Annotated in this window: 16 protein-coding genes; 10 read left to right on the forward strand and 6 right to left on the reverse strand. The window is 70.6% G+C overall.

The window, feature by feature from the left end:
- The first annotated feature begins 83 nt into the window (after positions 1–83).
- The 4 genes from fxsA to ABZ671_RS14250 are packed head-to-tail and all read left to right on the forward strand — an operon-like array spanning position 84 to position 6,361.
- Complete coding sequence (fxsA, locus tag ABZ671_RS14235; protein ID WP_357856648.1) at positions 84–266, forward strand: FxSxx-COOH cyclophane-containing RiPP peptide; 183 nt, start codon at positions 84–86, stop codon at positions 264–266.
- A gap of 4 nt (positions 267–270) precedes the next feature.
- The gene (gene fxsT, locus ABZ671_RS14240) at positions 271–4,167 is read left to right on the forward strand and encodes an FxSxx-COOH system tetratricopeptide repeat protein (RefSeq protein ID WP_357856651.1); all 3,897 of its coding nucleotides are present in this window, start codon (positions 271–273) and stop codon (positions 4,165–4,167) included.
- Positions 4,168–4,178: 11 nt separating this feature from the next.
- Positions 4,179–5,183: a hypothetical protein gene (locus tag ABZ671_RS14245; protein WP_357856654.1), complete on the forward strand. Its 1,005-nt coding sequence runs from the start codon at positions 4,179–4,181 to the stop codon at positions 5,181–5,183.
- Between the two features lie 2 nt (positions 5,184–5,185).
- Positions 5,186–6,361 (forward strand): hypothetical protein, encoded by a 1,176-nt coding sequence (locus tag ABZ671_RS14250; protein ID WP_357856657.1) that lies wholly within the window; start codon positions 5,186–5,188, stop codon positions 6,359–6,361.
- Between the two features lie 26 nt (positions 6,362–6,387).
- On the opposite strand, the gene ABZ671_RS14255 is transcribed toward ABZ671_RS14250, so the two are convergent.
- Positions 6,388–8,574, reverse strand: a complete 2,187-nt coding sequence (locus tag ABZ671_RS14255; protein ID WP_357856659.1) for an AAA family ATPase — start codon at positions 8,572–8,574, stop codon at positions 6,388–6,390.
- A 314-nt stretch (positions 8,575–8,888) separates the two neighbouring features.
- Between ABZ671_RS14255 and ABZ671_RS14260 the strand changes: the two genes are divergently transcribed.
- Together ABZ671_RS14260 and ABZ671_RS14265 are read left to right on the forward strand one after the other, a co-directional pair.
- Positions 8,889–10,691, forward strand: coding sequence for a RyR domain-containing protein (locus tag ABZ671_RS14260; protein WP_357856662.1), 1,803 nt, complete (start codon positions 8,889–8,891; stop codon positions 10,689–10,691).
- The gene (locus tag ABZ671_RS14265) at positions 10,681–11,190 is read left to right on the forward strand and encodes a hypothetical protein (protein ID WP_357856665.1); all 510 of its coding nucleotides are present in this window, start codon (positions 10,681–10,683) and stop codon (positions 11,188–11,190) included. Before ABZ671_RS14260 ends, ABZ671_RS14265 begins: the two co-directional genes overlap by 11 nt.
- 5 nt (positions 11,191–11,195) lie before the next feature.
- On the opposite strand, the gene ABZ671_RS14270 is transcribed toward ABZ671_RS14265, so the two are convergent.
- Positions 11,196–11,720, reverse strand: a complete 525-nt coding sequence (locus ABZ671_RS14270) for a winged helix-turn-helix domain-containing protein (RefSeq protein ID WP_357856668.1) — start codon at positions 11,718–11,720, stop codon at positions 11,196–11,198.
- A gap of 286 nt (positions 11,721–12,006) precedes the next feature.
- On the opposite strand from ABZ671_RS14270, the gene ABZ671_RS14275 reads away from it, so the two are divergent.
- Entirely contained in the window at positions 12,007–16,410 is a 4,404-nt protein-coding gene (locus tag ABZ671_RS14275) for a S8 family serine peptidase (protein ID WP_357856671.1), read from the forward strand.
- 99 nt (positions 16,411–16,509) lie between these two features.
- Here the strand turns inward: ABZ671_RS14275 and ABZ671_RS14280 are convergent, their stop codons facing one another.
- A complete protein-coding gene (locus tag ABZ671_RS14280; RefSeq protein ID WP_357856674.1) occupies positions 16,510–17,037 on the reverse strand; it encodes a winged helix-turn-helix domain-containing protein in 528 nt (175 codons plus the stop codon).
- Positions 17,038–17,303: 266 nt separating this feature from the next.
- On the opposite strand from ABZ671_RS14280, the gene ABZ671_RS14285 reads away from it, so the two are divergent.
- Complete coding sequence (locus ABZ671_RS14285; protein ID WP_357856677.1) at positions 17,304–18,050, forward strand: hypothetical protein; 747 nt, start codon at positions 17,304–17,306, stop codon at positions 18,048–18,050.
- 1 nt (position 18,051) lies between these two features.
- Here ABZ671_RS14285 and ABZ671_RS14290 read toward each other — a convergent pair whose 3' ends face one another.
- A complete protein-coding gene (locus ABZ671_RS14290) occupies positions 18,052–18,816 on the reverse strand; it encodes a DUF427 domain-containing protein (RefSeq protein ID WP_357856680.1) in 765 nt (254 codons plus the stop codon).
- Positions 18,817–19,056: 240 nt separating this feature from the next.
- Here ABZ671_RS14290 and ABZ671_RS14295 point away from each other — a divergent pair, with 240 nt between their 5' ends.
- Positions 19,057–20,280 carry a multidrug effflux MFS transporter gene (locus ABZ671_RS14295; protein WP_357856804.1) on the forward strand — a complete coding sequence of 408 codons (1,224 nt, stop codon included), beginning with the start codon at positions 19,057–19,059 and terminating at the stop codon, positions 20,278–20,280.
- A 6-nt stretch (positions 20,281–20,286) separates the two neighbouring features.
- Here ABZ671_RS14295 and ABZ671_RS14300 read toward each other — a convergent pair whose 3' ends face one another.
- Together ABZ671_RS14300 and ABZ671_RS14305 are read right to left on the reverse strand one after the other, a co-directional pair.
- The gene (locus ABZ671_RS14300) at positions 20,287–20,550 is read right to left on the reverse strand and encodes a hypothetical protein (protein WP_357856683.1); all 264 of its coding nucleotides are present in this window, start codon (positions 20,548–20,550) and stop codon (positions 20,287–20,289) included.
- On the reverse strand, positions 20,547–20,945 hold the full coding sequence (locus tag ABZ671_RS14305) for a DUF2267 domain-containing protein (RefSeq protein ID WP_357856686.1): 399 nt from the start codon (positions 20,943–20,945) through the stop codon (positions 20,547–20,549). The genes ABZ671_RS14300 and ABZ671_RS14305 overlap by 4 nt, the downstream gene beginning before the upstream one ends.
- Before the next feature lie 137 nt (positions 20,946–21,082).
- Between ABZ671_RS14305 and ABZ671_RS14310 the strand changes: the two genes are divergently transcribed.
- On the forward strand, positions 21,083–21,844 hold the full coding sequence (locus tag ABZ671_RS14310) for a dienelactone hydrolase family protein (protein ID WP_357856689.1): 762 nt from the start codon (positions 21,083–21,085) through the stop codon (positions 21,842–21,844).
- The last annotated feature ends 11 nt before the right edge of the window (positions 21,845–21,855 follow it).

Below are 21,855 nucleotides of genomic sequence, written 5' to 3' on the forward strand. Positions count from 1 at the left end.
GCAGCGGATCTGGCCACCGGTCGATGCCGGCTTCGCGGGCACGGCGGCGGTGGTGTGGGACGCAGACAGGCGGTGATCGGGGGATGGACACCGGGGAGGACGTATTGCGCTCCGATCTGATCGATCTCAGCGACCTGGATCCCGCCACGCTCGACGCCTTACCGAGCGCCGTGCTCGTGGCGGCGCTGCGCCGACTGGAACGTCGCAGCGCCGCCCCCGCCGACCAGTACGCGGGCTTCGAGAGCGCCCTCGATGGCGAGGATTGACCCGATGGGCCGCTCGTCCGCCCTGGCCGGTGTCCCGCACCACCGCCCCGCACCCGGCGCAGCCGTCCGGCCTGGCAGCGATGACACCCCGGGCACCTGCACGATCGTCTCGTTCGTGTCACCCACCAACGGCACGGGCCGCAGCAGCGCTGTCGCCAACGTCGCCTGGATCTTCGCTGGCAACGGCAAGCGGGTCCTCGCCATCGACTGGTGCGCCCGCACCCCGAGGGTCTACGACTACCTCCGTTCCTTCCAGGTCGACGCCGGCCCGGCGGCCGGCGTGCTCGGCGCGGAGCTCGCCACCCTGATCTGCCCGCATCCGGACGGTCCGTCACACCGGGCGCCCGCGGTGATCGCTCCGCCCGCGCCCGAGCAGGGCACCCTCTACCGGTATGCGGTGCCGGGGTCCAGCTTCGGGTTCGACATGGTCGGCGTCGGCGCCAACGCCGAGGCCCGGCCCGCGGGCGACTCGACGCGGATCCGGCAGCTGTTACAGCACGCGCCGTACGACTACGTCCTGATCGACACCCCGGTGGACATCACCCTGGAGGGCATCACCCACACCGCCGTGCTCAGCGATGCCGCGGTGGTCTGCATGCCACCTCGCCGGCAAGCCATGCAGCAGGCGGCCGAGCTGACCGGCCAGCTTCAGCGGCAGGCCACGGGGGGCATCCGGGTGCTCGCCGCCCCGACGCTGCGCGACGTCGGACAGCCGCGAAGCGGCGAGGACCGCGACCTGGCCCGGCGGGCGTTCGACCGGCTGCTCGACGGCTCCACCCGGGACGCCGCTTCCGTGGTGGAGATCGTCGAAGTGCCCCAGCAGTCGTACGACACCTACGACGACGTGCTGGCCGCGCTGGCCGACCCGCCGGGCGACGAGACCAGCCTGCTGACGGCATACGAACGGATGGCGTTCTGGATCAGCGGCGGCACGGTCGTCCGCGCGGCCACCGCGCCGGAGCGCATCCGCCGCCGCTACCGGCGGGGCGTACTGCTGGAACGGGCGGAGAGCACCGACGACATCGTCGTGCTCTACGACCCCGTCGACCGGCCGTGGGCAGACTGGATCGGCGGACAGTTGCACCGCGCGGACGTCCGCGTCCGGCGCCACGCCGTGCGGCCCGGCACCCCGATGATGCTCGACGCGGACACCACCGTTCTGGCTGTGCTGTCCCCGAACGTGCTCCGCGCGGTTGGCCCCCAGCTCGCCGCCCCACCGTCCGATGCTGACGCCGACGACGTCGAACTGCTCGGTGTGCTGACCGCCGGCGAAGTCCCGGCGCACCAGGTCGACCCGAGCCGCCTGGTCGACGTACGCACCGCCGACGCCGCCCGGGCCCAGTCACTGCTGCTGAGCATGCTCGGCCTCATCGCGCCGGCGCAGCCCGGCGGCGACCCGCGAGTCACCTCCCGCTATCCCGGCGAGACGGACCGTCGACTGCGGACCAACCTGCCAACCCGCAACGAATCCTTCGTCGGCCGCGGCGAATACCTGGAACGGCTCCGCGACCGGCTGACCGACAGCAGCGGCCCGGTCACCCTCACGGGCGGTGCCGGCGTCGGCAAGAGCGAGCTCGCCCGCGAGTTTGCCCACCGCTTCGCCTACGACTACGACCTGGTCTGGTGGATCCCCGCGCAGGACCGGGAGACCGTGCAGACAAGCCTCGGTGATCTGGCTGACGTGATCAACGCCGTCGACGGCGTGGGCGCCGCCGAGTCGGCCCTGACGGCCCTGTCGGCGCCTCGCGGCGCCCTTACCCGATGGCTGCTGATCTACGACAACGCCGATGACGCGACCGTGCTTGCGGCCGACCTGATGCCCCGCCCCGGTACGGGGCATGTGCTGATCACCTCCCGGGACGACGGATCCTCCAACCTGCCCGCACCGCTGGAGGTCGCGGCGTTCACCGGGGACGAGAGCGTTGCCATGCTGCGCCGGGTGCTGGGGATCAGCATCGACGACGCTCGGTCCATCGCCGTCGCGCTGGAGCACCTGCCGCTGGCCCTGCGGCTGGCCACCGCCTGGATCCGCCAGAGCGTCCGAGTGCTGGAACGCGACGGCGTGCCCAACCTGGAAGCGGTGGCGCGCTGCGTCACCGAGCTGCTGACCCGGCTGCGCCTGCGCCCTGATCTGGACCCGGCCGAACGGATCCCCGGCTCACACACCGCCACCGTCGCCCGCGTCCTGGACATCACCCTGGCCACCCTTCAGGACACCGAGTTCGGCCCGCTCGCGATCAGGCTGGCCGAACTCTGCGCGTTTCTTTCACCCGAGGGCATCGGGCTGCCGCTGCTGCGGTCGGCGCCGATGCTGACCCAACTCGCCGCCGCGGCCGACGTCGACGCGCAGGAACTGCTGCTGCGCGCCGGGGAGATCGACCTTGTGCTGACCGTCGGGGCACGCTTCGCCCTCTACGAGGTCGACTGGGGGCGCGACGCGGCGCTGCGGATGCACCGGGCGATCCAGGTCCTGCTGCGGGAGACGATTCCCGAGCCGCGACGGCGCGAGCGGCACAGGCAGGTCCTGCACAGCCTGGCCGGGTATGCCCCTACCGACCCGGAGGCCGACGACCGCCGCTACGCCGACGTCTTCGACGAACTGCAGCGGCACCTCGTGCCCTCTGGCGCCCTCGACGCCGACGACCGGCAGGTCCGGCACTGGGTCGTCAAACAGCTGCGCTACCTGTACCTGCTCAACGACAGTGACGCGTGGCAGTCCGCGCTGCAGCTGGCCGAGCCGGCGTGCGAACGGTGGCGGGCCAGCGGCGAGATCGACCAGCTGACCATGCGGCTGTTCGTGCAGACCGCCAACCTGCACCGGGCACTGGGCCACTACCAGGATGCGTTGCGTCTCGACGAGGAGGTGCTCAGCGAGCAGCGCCGCCGCCACGGGCTGCGGCACTTCCGTACCCTGATCGCCGGCCGAGGCCGCGGCGGGGACCTGCGCGGGTTGGGCCGCTTCGACGACGCTCTGGTCGAGGACCAGGCCACCTTCGCCGGCTTTCAGGCCGTCGTCGGCAATGACCACCCCAACACCCGGATGGCGGTCAACAACCTCGCGATCTCCTTTCTGCTCACCGGCGACGCGCGGGAGGCGCTGCGGCTCGCCCGCCAGGAACGCGACCGGCGGATGGCCCTGTTCGGACCGGAGGATCCCCGGACCTGGCGAGCGTCGTGCCAGGTGGGCACCTTCGAACGCGAGGTCGGCGAGTACGACCAGTCGTTGGTCACCCTCCGCGAGGCGTTGGAACGCGTTCACGAGCTACAGGCCGCCGTCCACCTCGACGAGCTGCGCGTCAACCGCAGCCTCGCGGTCACCGAGCGCCGCCTCGGCCTCACCATCGCGGCCAAGAAGCGAAACACCGAAACCTTCCGCGGTTACCGGGACCACCTCGGTGAGGACCATCCGCTCACCCGGGCCAGCCTGCTTAGCCTGGCCGTGGACTATCACCGCACCGGCGACGCCGCCATAGCCGTCCAGCACGCCATCCGCTGCCTGCGCGGCTACGAGCGGCAGCTTGAGGCCGGCCACCCGTTCACCGCGGTCTGCTCGGTCAACCTCGGGCTTTTCCAACGCGGTGCCGGCGAATACGACCAGGCGGTCCGCGACGGTGAACGGGGGCTGCACGCGCTGCGGACCAGACTCGGCGACGCCCACCCGTGGACCCTGACGGCGGCGACCGCCCAGGCCGGTCACCTGGCCGCTCGGGGTGACCTGGACACCGCCGCCCGGATTCAGGAGGAAACGCTCCAGACCTGCCTGCGCTACCTCGGCCAGCGTCACCCGTGCAGCATCGATGCAGCTGCTAACCTGGCTGCGATCGACGTGCTGCGCGATCGAGCCGACGACAGCGGCCCCTCCGCCTTGACCGACACCGACATTGACGTGCCGCAAAGCTGAGGAGTGCAGAGGTGACGGATCCGCAGCTGCTCGACGCCCTGATGGAGGAGTCGGCCGAGCAGGATGTCCCGGGGTTCCTCAAGAAGCGGGACCTGTGCCGCGGGCTGATGCTGCGTGGCTGCGGCGTCTACCACGTCGCGCACTACACCGCCGGCGTGCTCGACTTCGCGTTGGACCTGCTGGCGCACGAAACGGCCCCGCCCGCCGTCGACGACGCCGACCTGCGGCAGCGCCGCGACCTCCACCGCCGGGCGGGCGCCCACCTGGTCTACCGGGCGACCGAACTCAACCGGCGGCTGTGGGAACTGCAGAGCGGGGCGTTGATCCGAATGGTCGTCCAGACCAGGGCCGGCCTCGTCTTCTGCAACTCCGTGGTCGGCAGCGAGCACGTGGTGGGCTTCGGCGCCGCCCCGCAGTCGGCCGGCGATCTGGCCGACCCGGCCCTGGTCAGCGAGATCGACCGGGCTGCCGCTGAGCTCGCCACCGACCTGCGCCGGTTGGTACGGCAACGGTCGCAGAACCCCGGCGGCTGGCTGACCGCCCAGGATGGGCAGCATCCACCGGACCCCCGGACGTCAGCCGACACCGTCCCGTCGCAGGTGAGCGGCTCGACCGGGCCCAGCGACCCTTTGGCCGCGGTGTTGCGGCCCGCCGGGTTGCACTACCTCAGCCACCATCGGGCGGGAGAGCAGGTGGCCGGAGTCGACATCCTGGAGCGACCGGAGCTGGGGCCGTTCTTCAACCGCGGCGTCACCGTGGCCGACCGCCGCACCCGCTATCGGCGTCTCGCTGGCGACCTGGCGCTGCTGGCGCTGCAGGTCAGCCGGGACCTGCGGCGGACCGTCGTCGGCGACGTCGCCCGGCTGGTGCTCGACGTGGAGATGGGAGCCGTCTACTACTACCGGCTTTCCCCGGACGACTACCTGTTCGGGGTCACCCTCGACCAGGATGCGGTCAGCCAGGCCGACAGCAGCATGTGGACGGTCGCCCGGCAGCTCACGGAGTTCCCCGGCTGACGATGGCCGCCAGCTCCCTGGCCCGATCTGCGGTCGTGATCGGTGCCGGACTGGCCGGCCTACTGTTGGCGTGGGCCGGTGACTTCCACGGGCTGGAGGGCGCTCCGGCGTATCTCCTGCTCGCCTCGGTCCTGCTTGCGGTGGGGTTGGTCGGCAGCACCCGGGACATCAGCCTCGCGGACGTCCGGGCTCACCTGTCCACGGTGCTGCTCGCCGTCACGGTCGGGGTGATCGCCAAGGCGGTGCTCGTCGCTGGAGTCATGTTCCTGGCCTTCCACGATCCGGCGGTTCTGGTCCTCGGCGTGGCCGTCGCGCAGATCGACCCGCTCGCGGTTGCGGCGATGAGCCGCCCGGATCGGACCTCGCCCCGGGCTCGGTCGATCCTGTCGATCTGGGCGTCGTTTGACGACCCGGTGACCGTCCTGGTGACCATCTACCTCTCCGCGGTCGCGCTGGACCTGCGCGGCGACCCCAGCGGCACCGTTCCCGGCCTGCTCGGCGCCGGTCCCCTCGACCTTCTGCTCGGCTTCGGGGCCAACTTCGCCTTCGCCGCGATCGCCTGGCTGCTGTGGCGGGCGCTGCAGGCAGCCGGGCTCGGCGATGACAGCTCCGCCGGACCCCGCACCCGGGCCGCCCTGCGCTGGACTGCCGTCGTGCTGCTGATCGTGCTCGTTCTCCTCGCCGCCTGGCAGTTTCTGATGCTTGGCCTGGCGATCGCCGGGCTGTTCTTCCGGCCCCGCCTCGGCCCCGTCGTCGGCAGGTCCACCCAGGCGGCCTACCTCGTCGCCACCTTCCTACTCGGCATGCTGCTCCTGCAGGGCGTCAACGTGCGCGAAGGAATGGTGCTCGGCCTGGCGGCGGTGGCTGCCCACCTGGTGGTCTCCTTGCCCATCTCACGCGGCCTGCCGAAGACCGACCGGCGGTACCTCGCCTGGGGTCAGCAGAACGGGTTGACCGCGGTGATCCTCGCTCTCGTGCTGGAGCGCACCTTTCCCGGCACCGTCGGCGTCGTCGCCACCGCGATCATCGTGATCAACTCTATCCACGCGCTGGCCACCATGCTGCTCGACCGGCGCCGATCGCCAGGGCAGCCGGACCCCGTAACGACGGAGACCGACGCCGGGCTGCCCCGCATGCGTGAGACCCCCTCGCCCAAAGCGCTCGAACCGGACCGATGACCGTTACCCGACCGCATGCCGGGGGATCAGCCAGCAAGCATCAGTTGGCGAACGTGACCGCTCAAGCCGTCGAAGACCGAACGTGCCCCCGACCAACTGCGTGACCGGTCCGATGGCTCGACCGCGTCGTCGCCGCCCTCGCTGGGATTGGGCAGGTCACCCAACGCGTCCAGCTGGAACAGCGGCAGGTATTCGGCGATCCCGTCATAGGTCTCGCAGAGCCGGTCCAACTGCTCCAGGTCTGCCGGGTGTGGGTCGCGGGTGTGGCGCTCGTACCACTGTTCGACGCCGTACCGGAACACCTCGATCAACCGCCGCAGCACCAGCGACGTCCCCAACGCCCGCTGCACGTCCCGGGAGCGCAGCCGCGACCGCAGCGGTGGCCCACCCTCCTCGGCCGCCCGCCCCACCCCGGCCCGGGGCGGCGTGAACGCGTCGCGTAGCTGCCGGTCGAACCCGGTGAGCTGATCGAGCGCCTGTATCGCCTCGACGAAGATGCGGGCTACCCGGCCCGGCAGTGGTGACGCGACGAGCGTTGCCGGCCCCGGCCCGGCGGTGGAGCCAGCGTCGACCCGTGAGCCTTTGAAGTCCTGATGCAGCTCGCCCCGCATCTCGTCAAGCTGGTACGTCAACCGCTCAATGGACCGCTGGGTGTTGGTCTGCTGGCGCTGGATCCGCTCCACCCGCTGCCGGACCGAGGTCAGCGCATCCGCGCCGATCACCTGCTCCAGCCGGCGCATTGACGCCTTGACACTGCCCGACAGATCCTCGGCGAACGTCTGCGGGTCGTAGACGATCGGCTCCACGCTGAACGTCGCGGTCAGGTCGGCGGCGAAGTCCGCCGGCAGGTGCCCGACGACGACCAGGATCACCTCACTGTCCGCGACCGCCGCTCGGATCGCCACCACCCGCCGGTTGAGCTCGTCGACCTCCTCGGACTTGAGCACCGACTCGGACAGCAGCACACAGCAGCCGGCGTCCTGCTCGTCCAACGGCACCCAGAAGTCGACCGGCAGGTCCCGCATCGACCCGATCAGATGATCCCGCTGGTACGACCAGCCGTCCTGGGTCAGCACCCGCCGTACGTCCGCGCCGACATCCTGCCGGCTGGCCAGGTCGAACTGCACCCGGACCGCTTCTCGGACCATGACGTGGGTGACCGGCGTGCCGGCCTGCACCGCCCGCTGGTAGAGGTGGTAGCAGAGCCGGAGTATCCGGCGCGGCACCCCGTCGGTCAGGTTGGTCAGATATTCGGTGGTCTCCTCGGTGAACGGCGCCAGCCGCGCCTGGCCGAAGGCCCGCAACTGGCTGCGCCGGATGAAGTCCCGCACGTCCGCCGAGCTCAGCGCGGACATCCGCACGATCGGCCCGATCCGTTGCCGCACGTCAGGGCTGAGCAGATGAAGCATCTCGGGCAGCCCGGCGATCATCAGGAACGCCCCGGCGGACGCGAGGACCCCGATCATCCGTGCGAAACGGGCCATCGTCTCGTCCCCGGGTCGTCCCGCCGTGGACAGGATTCTGTCCAGCTCGTCGAACACCAGGACGAAGCGTTCGTGCCGGCGTCCGTGCAGCAGGGCGAGCACGCCCATCGTCTCCACCGCGCCGGCCTCCACGTCCGTCCGGGCGGTGACCCCGGCGGCCACCAGAGCCGGCCCCGGTGGATAGCCCATCAACCAATCCCACGCCATCGCCTCGGTAGCGGGGTCGAGCAGCATCGCGAGGACCGTGCCGACGGACGGGTCGACATTGAACTCGGCCAACTCATCGCGTAACCGCCGGGCGAGCCGATGGGTCGGCGTTTCCGCCGGGTCGCCGTCGCCTGCCGCTGACGAGGCGGGCTCCGCCCGCCACTGCGCGACGAGGGCACGAACCGCATCGCGGGACAGTCGGCCCAGGAACCGGCGGCTCAGCGACAGGAACGTGTCGGCCGGCGCATCGAGGTAGATCGCCCTCCCCGCCGGACCGGCGACGCGGCGGGCGTAGGCCAGCAACTCGACCGCGAGATGAGTCTTTCCGGTGCCGTAGTCACCCACCACGGCGATCGTTGCGCCGTCGCCCGTCCGCAGGTAGTTGTCAAGGTGGGTGAGCGCGTCGCGGATGGCCACCGTGACCACCGTGGTCGTGTCCGTGCCGTCCTCACTCACCCGGGCGACGGCCGTCGCGGAGAACGGATTGACCGGACCGACCGCCGGTGGTCCGAGTGCGTCCATGTCCTGATCCTCCGGTAGCTCCGGTCTGGGCACCAGGCTTTCCCGTATCGAGGCCTGCTCCGTTCGTGCGTCGGCTCCGGCCCGTCTTCAAATCGTAGCCGTCCGTAGCCAACGCGGCGCACCCGTCGCCGACGGTCAGTTCGGGCTCACCTGCGAAAAGAGCCAATCGGTCAGGTCTGCCGAGAACCATCGCGATCGACTACGTCCAATACCATAGAAGCCATGGGCCCAACCTGGTGGCCGCGACACCGATCCCGGCGTGCCGAGATGTCCGGCCCGCGTCGCCTCGACCCTGCCGGCGGGAGAGCCACGCGGTGACGCACCCCCTCGCCGGCGTTACCCGCCCCACCGCACGATGGCTGCGGGTGGTGTTCGGAGTCATCGGCCTGCTCTCCCTGATGCTGGGCTACCTCGGCTTCCAGCAACTGCGGCTGGACCGTCCGGGCAGCATCCACGACGTGTACGACGTGCTCTACTACGATCTCCAACTCTTCGTCCTCAGCGCCGAACCCTTCCAGGAGCAGGGCCCCTACCCGTGGCAGCTGCAGGTCGCCCGGTTCACCGCCCCGCTGTTCACCCTGATCGCCGTGGTCGAGGCCAGCCGGCTGCTGCTCGCTGCCGAGATCCGTCGCCTGCGCGCCCGCCGAGCCCACGGCCACGCCCTGGTCTGCGGCGACTCCCAGTTCGCCCACATGCTCGCCGACCGGCTATTCGCCGACGGCGAACGCGTGGTCGTGGTGCGCTCCGAACCGTTCGGGCTACTGGAATACCGCCAACGTCGCTACCTCGGCGTCATCGGCGACCCCACCCGCGGCGACGTGCTGCGGGGCGCGGGCCTACCCAGGGCCCACACCATCTACGCCTGCACCGGCAACGACGACCGCAACCACGCCATCGCCAACGCGGCCAGCCATCTGGTTCACGACCGGCGGCCCGTTCCCCGGGTCTACGTCCAGGTCCACGACCCGGAGATGTGCCTGTCTCTGCAGGCTCGGCGGCTCGGCGCCGCCGGATCCAGCCGACTGCGGCTGGACTACTTCCACGTCGACGACATCGCCGCCCGCGCGTTGCACCGCCACCACCCGCTGCGCCCGGCCCCGGGCCGGCCGGCGAAGGTGCTCATCGCCGGCAATGGCACCTTCCGCCGCGCCCTGCTGGTCGAGACCGCCCGCCACTGGCGGTCCCGCCCGGCCGGCGATGGTGAGCCCGCCGAACCCCTGCACGTGGACCTCGTCGCCCCCGACGCCACCGTCGAGCTTGCCCTGGCCGCCTCCCGTTACCCGTTCCTGACCACCGCCTGCCGGCTTTCCGCGTACGACGTGGACTTCGACGGCCTGGCCAGGCTGCCGCAACTGGCCATCGGTGGCTACGACCGCATCTACCTCTGCCCGCTCGACGAACGCACCGGTCTGCAGTTCGTGCTGGACACCCCCGCGCTCTGGCGGGCGGCGGCGAGCGCCGTCTTCATCCCGGTGTACCGGCAGGCGGCGCTCGCCGCGGCCTTCCACGGCGATTCCCGCCACGATCTGCTCGACGAGGTGCACGGCAAGCTGCGGTTGTACCCGGTGCTGACCCAGGCCTGCGACGCCCGACTGATCGCCGAGGACCTCACCGAACGGCTGGCCGAGCAGATCCACGACCGCTACCTGCACGCCCAGCAGCGGGCCGGGGTACGCCCCGGCGACGCGCCCGCGATGGTCGACTGGCCGCGCCTGCCCGAGTCCCTGCGGCAAGCCAACCGCGCCCATGTCCAGGACATCGCCGCCAAGTTGCTGAACCTCGGCTGCGTCGTGGCGCCCCGACACGGCAGCACCGGCGACGCCTCGGCCGCCGGGCGGGCCATCGACGACCGGATCGACGAGCTCGCCCAACTCGAGCACGAGCGCTGGTGCCGGGAACGGCAGGGGGAGGGCTGGACGTACGGCGACCCCCGCGACGACGCTCGGCGGCGGCATCCCGCGCTGCGGCCCTGGCACGAGCTGACCCCCGAGGTCCAGGAGCAGAACCGTGAGGAGATCCGGGCGCTGCCCGACGTCCTCTCCGACAGCGGGTTCGAGCTGATCCGGCTGGCGCCCGCCGTGCCCGGGCAGTGGAGAGGACCGGCCGATGGCTCCTGACCCCGCACCGCTGCGCGTCGGCATCACCGGGCACATCAACCTGACCCCCGCCACCGAGCGGCTCGTCGCCGACGCGCTGCGCGTCGAGCTACGCCGGATCAGCGACCGGCCGGTGCACGGCGTGACCTGCCTCGCGGCCGGTGCCGACCAGATCTTCGCCCGTGCGGTCCTGGCCACCGGCGGCACGTACGAGGTGATCCTGCCGGCCCCGGACTACCGGGCCGTGGCGATAGCGCCGGACCGCCGGGCCGCCTACGACGAGCTTCTCCAGGGCGCGACCCAGATCATCAACATTGGTCATGACCGCTCCGGTACCGCCGCCTACGTGGCCGCCAACCGGGAGTTGCTTCGCCGGATACAGCGGCTCGTGGCGGTCTGGGACGGCGAGCTCGGCTGCCACGCCGCGTCGACGGACCGCACCGTCGGCTGGGCGCGGCAGCGCGGCATCCCGACCACGATCCTGTGGCCGAGCGGTGCCCGGAGGATGCCCACCGCCTGACGGCATCACGCGCCACCGACTCTGGGCCGACGGTGGTGGGTCAACCGGAGCCCGACACCGCGTACGGCGTCGATGGTGACGCCGGTGCCGAGTTCGGCGAGCTTGCGCCGCAGCCGCTTCACCAGGGACTGCACGTCCGCCCGGCGCTGCAGCCGCTCGTCGTGCCAGACCGAACGGTGCAGTTCGGCGTAGCTCCACACCCGGATCGGCTCGGTGGTCAGACAGGTCAGCAGGTCGTGCTCGAGCCGGGTGAGATCGACCTGACGGTCCCCGCAGCGGGCGGTGGACCGGACCGAGTCGATCAGCAAAGTGTCGTCGACTGCCGCGGCCACGGCGACGGGTGCCCGGGCGGACGGCGCAGCCGTACGGTGCTGCGGGGCCCCGATCAGCTTGCGCAGCTCATCGAAATCAGCCACCAGCAGCAGTGGTGCGACACCGTCGAGGAGTTCCGCCAGCCGGATTCGTTCGGCCGGCGACGGTGTCACCGCGATCAACAGTGGAAACAGGTCCTCCGCCACAGCCGCCCCCACCCCGGAAAACGGTAGGCAACTTCTGCCCAACTTCGTCTTGACCGTGACAGTAATTGTCAACGCTGCCAGCAGCTAGGCAACCGTTAGTGACAAGTTGCTCACGTCCCGTTCTTGATCGTCCTTTTGCCTCGATCATAGTGTCCAACCGGGCAGCCGGCGTGACCCGCACGGCGGCCCTGGGGGGTACGGGGGCCTGTCATTCCGGCGTGATCCTGACGGAAAGGATCTCCGGCACCCTTCGCCATGGCTCGATCAACCGCGGGTCGTACTGGAGGAGGCAGCAGCGATGCTGAGACGTCCACACCCGAGGCGCATCGCCAGATCCCTGCTGAGTGCAGGGGCGGCTCTGGCTCTCGCCACGACAGCCCTGGTCGCCACCGGCACCGGCGCACAGGCCGGAACGGGCATCGGCGCAGGGTCCGCGTCGGACAAGATCCGCCCGGAACTCGCGCAGCAACTGCAGGGCAAGAGCGAGGGCGACTTCTGGATCCACTTCAAGGACAAGGCGGACCTGAGCAAGGCCAGCGCGATCAAGGACTGGAACGAGCGGGGCACCGCGGTCGCCGAAGCGTTGCAGCAGACCGCCGCGAAGAGCCAGGCCGCCATCCGGGCTGAACTGAACAGCTCGGGCGTCAAGTACGAGACCTTCTGGGCGTCCAACGCCATCAAGGTCAGCGGCGGCTCGGCGACAATGGTGCAGAACTTCGCCACGCACGCCGAGGTCGAGGGCCTGTACGCCCCGATCGAGTACAAGGTCCCCGAGGTCACCAAGGGCACCGACGAGAAGACGGTGAACGCCCTCGAGTGGGGCATCGCGAACATCAAGGCCGACAAGGTCTGGTCCCAGTACGGCGTCAAGGGCGCCGGCATCACGGTGGCGAACATCGACACCGGGGTCCAGTACGATCACCCGGCGCTGGTGAACTCCTACCGCGGCAACAACGGTGACGGCACGTTCAACCACAACTACAACTGGTACAACGCCGCCGGGACCTGTGCCGCCGCGCCCTGCGACACCAACGGCCACGGCACCCACACGATGGGCACCATGGCCGGCTCCGCCGGGGCCAACGAGATCGGGGTCGCCCCCGAGGTCAAGTGGATCGCGGCGAACGGCTGCTGCCCCAGCGACGCCGCGCTGATCAACTCCGGCCAGTGGATGCTGCAGCCCCGGGACCTCAACGGTCAGAACCCGGACGCGAGCAAGCGGCCGAACATCATCAACAACTCGTGGGGCACCACGTTGCCCTCCAACGACCCGTTCATGGAGGACGTGACCGACGCGTGGAAGGCCTCGGGCATCTTCGGGGCCTGGTCGAACGGCAACAACGGATCCGGCTGCCAGACCAGCGGCTCGCCGGGCAGCCTCACCAGCAACTACTCCGTCGGCGCCTACGACGTCAACAACACCATCGCCAGCTTCTCCTCCCGCGGAGCCGGGCAGGGCGGCACGATCAAGCCGAACATCTCGGCGCCGGGGGTCAACGTCCGGTCGAGCGTTCCCGGCAGCACCTACGCCAGCTTCAACGGGACCTCCATGGCGGCCCCGCACCTCGCGGGCGCGGTCGCGCTGCTGTGGTCGGCGGCGCCGGCGCTGGTCGGCGACATCAACGCCACCCGCGCACTGCTCAACGGCACGGCCATCGACACGGCCGACAGCCAGTGTGGCGGCACCGCAGCGAACAACAACGTCTACGGCGAGGGCCGGCTGGACGTCCTCGCGCTGCTCAACGCCGCCCCGATCGGTGACACCGGCACCCTGGCCGGCACCGTCACCGACGCGGGCACCGGTGCCGCGATCCCGGGCGCGACCGTCGCCCTGACCGGTGCGGCCAGCCGCGACCTGACCACCGCAAGCGACGGCAAGTACTCGTCGGTCCTGCCGGCCGGTGACTACCAGGTCGCGGTGTCGGCGTTCGGCTACCAGAGCAAGACGGTGTCGGCGACGGTCACCAAGAACGCGACCACCACGACCAACGTCGCGCTGGCGACGGTGCCGAGCGTCACCGTCAGCGGCACGGTCACCGACGACTCCGGACACGGTTGGCCGCTCTACGCGAAGGTGAGCGTCGCGGGCCCGGCCGGTGTTTCGACCTACACCAAGCCCACCAACGGCCGCTATAGCCTCACGCTGCCGGCCGGGGCGACCTACAGCATCAAGGTCGAGTCGAAGTACCCCGGTTACCAGACGGTCACCAAGGACGTCGTGGTCGCCTCCAAGAACGTCACCCACAACGTGGCCGTGCCGGTGGCCGCCAACTCCTGCACCACGGCGCCCGGCTACCGCAACGGCTCCGACGGGGTGTACGAGACTTTCGACGGCACCACCAGGCCGGCCGGATGGTCGATCGTTGACAACATCGGCAACGGTCAGGGCTGGCAGTTCAACGACCCGGGCGCCCGGGGCAACCTGACCGGCGGCACGGGCAACTTCGCGATCCTCGACAGCGACAAGTACGGCAGCGGCAACAAGCAGGACAGCTCGCTGGTCAGCCCGGTCGTCGATTTGACCAACGTCGCCGCGCCGGTGATCCGGTTCAACCAGGACTTCCGCCAGCTGAGCGCCAACAAGGCGGATGTCGACCTGAGCCTCGACGGCGGCGCCACCTGGACCAACGTGCTGCGGCAGACGACCAATGCCCGTGGCCCGCTGGTGACCGAGATCAAGATCCCGCAGGCTGCGGGCAATTCCCAGGCGCGGGTTCGGTTCCACTTCTATGACGCCCAGTGGGTCTGGTGGTGGCAGATCGACAACGTGCTGATCGGCAGCAAGGTCGTCTGCGAGCCGATCGACGGTGGCCTGGTGTTCGGCCAGGTGCAGGACAAGAACGACAGCAGCTACCTCAATGGCGCCACCGTCACCAGTGACGACCGGCCGGCGGAGAAGGCCACCACCGTGGCCAACTCGGATGACCCCGCTCTGCCCGGCTTCTTCTGGATGTTCTCCACGCTGACCGGCTCGCACAGCTTCACTGCCAAGGCCGGCAAGTACGTCAGCCAGAGCAAGCAGGTCGACGTCGAGACCGACTGGGCGACGTCGGCGAACTTCAAGCTCGGGGCCGGCCAACTGTCGATCACCCCGGCCGAGGTCGTCGGCACCGCGCAGATGCCCGGCGGCAAGGCCACCTCGAAGTTCACGGTGACCAACACCGGCGGTGCTCCCGTCGACGTCGAGTTCAGCAAGCGGGACGGCGGCTTCGTGCTCGAGCGGGCCGACGGCACCCAGCTGAGCAAGCAGCAGGTGCTCGCGGCCAGCGGCGCACCGGAGCAGCGGCTCAACGCCCCCACGTCGTTCGCCGCCAAGACGTCCGGCATGGGGACCACCGGCGCCCCCGCCGCGGTCGGCCCGCACGCCGCGCCGTGGACCACCATCGCCAACTACCCGGCGAAGACGATGGACAACCGGGTGGTGAACCTCGACGGCAAGGTCTATGCGATCGCCGGCAGCGACGGGTCGGCCTCCACCGCGAAGAACTACGTCTACGACCCGATCGCGCAGAACTGGGCGCCGATCGCCGATCTGCCCGGCGCGCGCAACGCCATGACGGTGGGCGTCGCGGACGGGAAGATCATCGCGACCGGCGGCTGGGGAGCCTCCGGGCCGGACGGCACCACCTGGTCGTACGACCCGGCGGCCAACACCTGGACGAAGAAGGCCAACAACCCCGCGGCCCGCTCCGCCGCCGGGCAGGCGGTCGTCGGCGGCAAGCTGTACGCCATCGGGGGTTGCACGACCGCGTCCTGCACGCCGATGTCCAACTCGGTCGTCCGGTACGACCCGGGCAGCGACGCCTGGGAGACGTTGCCCAACTACCCGAAGTCGGTGGCGTTCCTGTCCTGCGGCGGGATCGACGGCGTCGTCTACTGCACCGGTGGTAACGACGGCTCGGTCGCGCTGAAGGCCAGCTATGCCTTCGACCCGGGTGCCAACGCGTGGACGGCCATCGCCGACGCGCCGGCCGACAGTTGGGCCAGCTCGTTCGCGGTGGCGAGCGGCAAGCTCATGGTCGTCGGTGGCGTGCAGGGTGGCGCCATCACCAACGCCGGCTTCGCCTATGACCCGGCCACCAAGGCGTGGTCCAGCCTGCCGAACGCCAACACTGCCCGCTACCGCGGTGCCGCGGCGTGCGGCTTCTACAAGATCGGCGGTTCGTCGGGCAGCTTCGACGCCACCTCCGACAACGAGGTGCTGCCCGGGTTCGAGGGGTGCAGCGAGGCCGCGGCGGACGTCAGCTGGATGACGATCGACAAGGCGGCGGTCACGCTGGCACCGGGCGCCAAGGTGACGGTCACCGTCGGGATGACGGCGAACGTCGACCAGCCGGGCACCTACACCGCTTCGGTCGCGATCAAGCAGAACACCCCGTACCAGGTGCAGCCGGTGCCGGTGACGATGATCGCGAATGCGCCGAAGACCTGGGGCAAGCTGATGGGCACGGTCACCGGGACGAGTTGCCAGGGCGCGAAGGCACCGATTTCCGGGGCGATCGTCCAGGTCGACACGTGGGCGATGGACTTCACGTTCACCACGGACGCCGCCGGGAAGTACGCCTACTGGATGGACAAGCGGAACAACCCGCTGACGATGATCGTCGCCAAGGACGGCTGGAAGCCCCAGACCCGTACGACGAAGATCAACAACAGTACGCCCACGGTGGAGGACTTCGCGCTGTCTCCCATCCGTTGCTGACAACTGACCGGTAGTTGAGGTTCGGCCCGCCTGGTATCCGACCAGGCGGGCCGAACCCGTTTCGGCCCCGCGGCGGCTGCCCTCGGGCGCCAGCGATGGTCAGGATGGGGCCAGCCGGAAACCGACCCCACGGACCGCGTGGATCGTCGCCGTGGCGTTGAGCCAGGCGAGCTTGCGCCGTACCCGGCGCACCACCGAGTGCATGTCGGAGCCCCGGCCGAGGTGCACGTTGCCCCAGACTTTCAGGTGCAACCGCTCGTAGGTCCAAATCTGCCCGGGCGTGCCGACCAGGCAGCGCAGGAAGTCATGCTCCAGCGGGGTCAGTTCGATCTCGCGGTCCCGCCAGCGCAGCACCCGGCGGTCAGAGTCGACGCTGAGGCCGGAGTGCGGTGGCGCGTTGACGTCCTCCACGGGCGCGGCGATCGCCGTTTCGGTAACCGCGGCTTCGGTGGGCGGTGACGCCGTGGTGCGGGGCGTCTGGGGCATGCCGAGGAACTCGCGCGCCTGGCTGACGCTCGAGACGATCAGGAAGGCCGCGTTCCCCGCGAGCAGTTGGGCGAGCTGGCGGCGTTCGTCCGGTGAGGACGCGATGCCGATGACCAGAGACGCGGTCGGAATCCCCATCATGCTGGGCCTTTCTGATTCCACTCGTATGAAGGGTCATAATCCGGAATTGCCGATAATCGGCGAGCATTGTGAATCTGGCGGAATGGCTGGTCTGGGGCATTGTGAGGCATTTCTACCGGCGGTCCATAACTGCTTCCTGCAAATTGATACACTACGGTATATCGATGTAATGGGCAAGCAGCATTTGGCTCATTACATTCCCTGGCGTGTTCGGCGCGAATCACCGGGGATGTTGGTCAGCGACCGGATCGGGGTACGCGAGCCGAATGGCCGAGCTGCTCGAGGACGGGGACATCTACCTGCTCTACCGACCGCGCGTCGAGGAGGAGCACGTCGACTCCCTGCAGGAGGTGCAGCGGCTGCTGGTGGTGCTGCACCCGTGGCACGGGCGGCACCTGCGGCTGCTGGTGGTCGGGCGTAAACGCCTGCCCGACATCGAGGTGCACGACCGCTTCTGGGCGTTCGTCGACGCGGTGGTGGACCGACCCCAGCAGCTCCACGATGCCCTGCAGGCGCACCGCTACCGCACGAGGACCCGCGACAACCGCAGGCAGCCGCCGGCCCGGCCCGCGGCGGAGGGGGCCTACGCGATCGCGCGACACGACGACCACACCCACCTCGCGTACGAACTCGAACTCCCGCCGCGTCTCGGCGAGGCGCAACATGACCTCGGCATCGAGTCCGAGGCGAGCTACATCGTCACGGTGAAGAACCCGCAGGCGCCGTCCCCGCCCGGAGTCGGCCTCCGCGAGTCCCAGAAGGTCCGGCTGCCCGCCGCCTTGCAGGCGACGTTTCACGGGCGCCGCTTCGCCCCGCTCGACCCACCCGACTTCCTCGATCATCCCGGGACCGAGATTGTGCTCGTCGGAGCGGCCCACGACGCCTCCGCGGAGCTGAGGATCGACCTGGACGCGGAGGTGGAGCGAGCGGAGCGCAGCACCGTCTTCGGCGACCTGCGGATCGGGCGTCGCGAGCGTCCCGTCGCCCCTCTCTTCACCGGGGAATGGGCCTGACTCAGGAGAAATGGGTACGCGGCCGGGCCAGGCGCTCCCCGTCGACGATCAGGTCGACCTTCTCGTTGTAGAAGGCGACCAGCCCGGCGATCGGCAGCAGCGCCGCGGTGGGGAAGCCGTATGACCAGGCCAGGTCGGGGTGCGCCGTGCCGTCGACGCGCACGGACCAGTAGCCGGTGGTCCGCCCCTTGTACGGGCAGGCGGTCGTGGTGTCCGACGGCACGAGGTGCCGGAAGTTCACGTCGGTGCGGTCGAGGTAGTAGCGGGTCGGCAGGCCGGTCTCGAAGACCAGCACCGGTGCCGTCGACTCGGCCAGCACCGTCCCGTCCAGCTCCACCCGGACGCCGCGCGAGGAGCGCAGCGCGTCCACCCGGGCGTACGGGTTGCGGGGATGGACGAATACCTGCTCGTCCTCCTCGAACCAGGCGTCCAGTGCCGCCCAGTCGAACCGGATCGTGTCCGCCAGCCCGGGCCGCGCGCCGTGCCCGTACCACCGGGCGCACGAACCACGGGTGGTCTCGCCGACCCGCAGCCCGTGCAGCCGCGCGCTGCCGCGCCGCGACGGCTCCGTGCGCTGCTCGTCGACCAGCAGGTCACGGTTCACGTCCGCGCTCGGGATGTAATACTGCGGATAGAACGGCCATTCCCACACGTACGAGGCCCGGGTGGTGTCCAGCACCGGCTCGGCGGCGAGGAACGCGCGGACCCGGCGGGGCACCGGCTCGACGTGGTCGACGGGGGTGACTGCCTTGGGATAGTCCGACACCGTTTCCTCCGTCACTGGCTCGCGTCGCATACCGGTCCAACGATCGGAGCGGCCGAGCGTTCACGGCGCATGTGAGCTGAGGCACCATCGTCCCGTACGGGAATGAGAACCGTCGCCGAATGATTTGGTGGCAGGTGTGACCGCCGCATCCTCCGCCCGCCTTCGGACGGGCGTGACCTCATGACCGCGACCGTCGACACGAACGAAACACCCACGTCGACCCACCTGGCCGGTGACCTGATGGGCACCCGGCAACGACTGCGGCTCGTGCTCGTCCTCGGCTCGCTGATCGCCATCGGGCCGCTGACCATCGACATGTACCTGCCCGCCCTCCCGACCATCACCACCGACCTGCACACCACGTCGGCGGCCGTCCAGCTGACCCTGACCGGCACCCTCGCCGGCCTCGCCGTCGGCCAACTGCTGATCGGCCCGCTCTCCGACGCCGTGGGTCGGCGGGTGCCGCTGCTCGCTGGCCTCGGCCTGCACATCGTCGCGTCCGTGCTGTGCGCGATCGCCCCGAACATCGGCACGGTGGGCGCACTGCGGGTGCTGCAGGGGCTGGGCGTCGCGGCCAGCGCCGTGGTGTCGACCGCGGTCGTCCGCGACCTGTTCAGCGGCGCGGCCTTCGCCAAGCTGTTCTCCCGCCTGATGCTGGTGATGGGCGTGGCCCCGATCCTGGCCCCCACCCTCGGCAGCGGCCTGCTGCGCTGGTCGAACTGGCGGGGCGTGTTCCTCGCCCTCGCCGTCTTCGGGGTGTTGCTGATCGCCGTCGCGGCCCGCGGGCTGCCGGAAACCCTGCCGCCCGAGCGACGCCGCCGCGGCGGCGCGGCCGCCACCGTACGGGACTACCGCGCGCTGCTGCGCGACCGGACGTTCGTGGGTCTCGTGCTGGTCACCGGGCTCGCCATGGCGGCCCTCTTCGCGTACGTGGCCGGGTCGTCGTTCGTCTTCCAACAGCAGTACGGCCTCGACGAGCAGCAGTTCGGGCTCGCCTTCGGCGCGGGTGCCGTCGGCCTGATCACGGCCACCCAGCTCAACGTGCGGCTGCTGCGCCGGCACTCGCCGCAGCGGATCCTCGTCACCGCCCTGGCCGTGGGCACCGCGGCCGGGCTCGTGCTGGTCACGGTCGCCGCCACCGGCTTCGGTGGCCTCGCCGCCATCCTGGCCGCGCTGTGGGTGGTGCTCGCCACCGCCGGGCTCGCGATGCCGAACGCACCCGCCCTGGCGCTGTCGCGGCACGGGGAAGCGGCCGGCACCGCGGCCGCGCTGCTCGGCTCGGTGCAGTTCGGCATCGGTGCGCTGGCCGCGCCGCTGGTCGGCGTGCTCGGCACCGGCAGCGTGGCGATGGCCGTGGTGGTCGCCGGCGGCATGGCCATGGCACTGGCCGTCCTGCTCGTGGTCGTCCGGCCCGCGCGGCTGGCCGAGGTCGAACCGGCCCCGGTCGCCGTCGCCGCGCACTGAACCCGCTCAGGCCCGTCGGTCCTCGTCCAGGACCGGAACCTCCTGGTTCTGCTCCAGCGCGTCGGCTGCGGTGAGGTCGCCGCGTACCGCGCCGGCCAGGTCGGCCCGGTCGCTCGGCGGCCGCAGGACGCCCTGCTCCGCCAGATCGGCCTCGGACGCCTCCGGCACGGCGTCCGACACCCGGTCCGGCGGGCCCACCACGGTCTCGTCCTGCCGCTGCTCCTGCGCGTCGGCGGCCGGCGGTTGGCGCAGCGGATCGGCGGCGTTCACCGCGTACGCTCGACGAAGGGGGCGGTCAGGTCGGCGACCTCGCCGTATTCGGCCGGAAGCTGCGATACGACGTCGCTGTACCCGTCGGCCGGCAGAGCCTGCCGGAGGACGTCGAACACCGCGGTCACCCCGTCCTTCGCCTGCGTCACGTCGATGTCGGCGCGCCCGCTGACCCGCTCGACGAAGACATCGAGCCCGAACCGCTCGGCGGTCTCACCGGGGGCGAAGGCGTACGGCCGCAGACCCCGTGGCAGCTGGCCGGCCAGGTCCCGCGCCTCGCCGCCGTCGATCCGCTCCGCCAGCGTGGTCAGCGTGGCCCGCACAAGAGCCGTCGCCTGCTCCGACGACGTCCCCGTACGCGTGGCCACCAGGCCGATGAACTGATTGTCGTCCACCTGCAAGGCCCTTCTCTCGGATGGCTGCCCGGGTTTTCCCCGCCACCGCCGCCCCAAACGGCTGCACCGAGTGGTGCCGGATCCCGACGCCGCCGGTAGCGTCACGGCGAGACGATCAGCGCGAGGAGGTCCCCGCAGTGCAGACGACGACCGTGGATGTGCCGACCGGCGACGGCGTGGCCGACGCGTACCTTGTCCGGCCGGACGGAGACGGACCCTTCCCGGCCGTCCTGGTCTTCACCGACGCGTTCGGGCTGCGCCAGGGGGTGGCGCGGATGGCCGAGACGATCGCGGCCCGTGGCTACCTTGTGCTGGTGCCGAACCTGCTCTACCGGTCCGGCCGTGCGCCGCTGGTCGACCTGTCCGCGTTCGCGGACGCCGAGCGGCGCGGGTCGCTGTTCGAGCAGCTCCGCCCGATGATGCAACTGCTGACCCCGGAGGTGGTGGCCCGGGACACCGCCGCCTACCTGGACTTCCTGGCCGGTCAGCCGGGCGTCGCGCCCGGACCGGCGGCGATCGCCGGTTACTGCATGGGCGGCATGAACGCGGTGCGGGCCATCGAGGCGCACCCGGACCGGATCGCCGCGGCGGCGGCCTTCCACGCCGGACGGCTGGTCACCGACGCCCCGGACAGCCCGCACCTGGCCGTCGGCTCTGTCACCGGCGAGCTGTACTTCGGCCACGCCGACCAGGACCCGTCGATGACCGCCGAGCAGATCGCCACGCTGGAGAAGACCCTGGACGCGGCCGGGGTCACCTACCGCTCGGAGATCTACCCCGGCGCCGCGCACGGCTACACCCAGTCCGACACCCCGATGTACGACGAGCGGGCCACCGAGCGGCACTGGGTCGCCCTGTTCGACCTGCTCGACCGCACGTTCCGCAGCTGCACCGGCTGAGGTCGGTACAG

It is taken from the genome of Micromonospora sp. NPDC006766 (assembly GCF_040636055.1).
In the GTDB taxonomy this organism is placed as follows: domain Bacteria; phylum Actinomycetota; class Actinomycetes; order Mycobacteriales; family Micromonosporaceae; genus Micromonospora.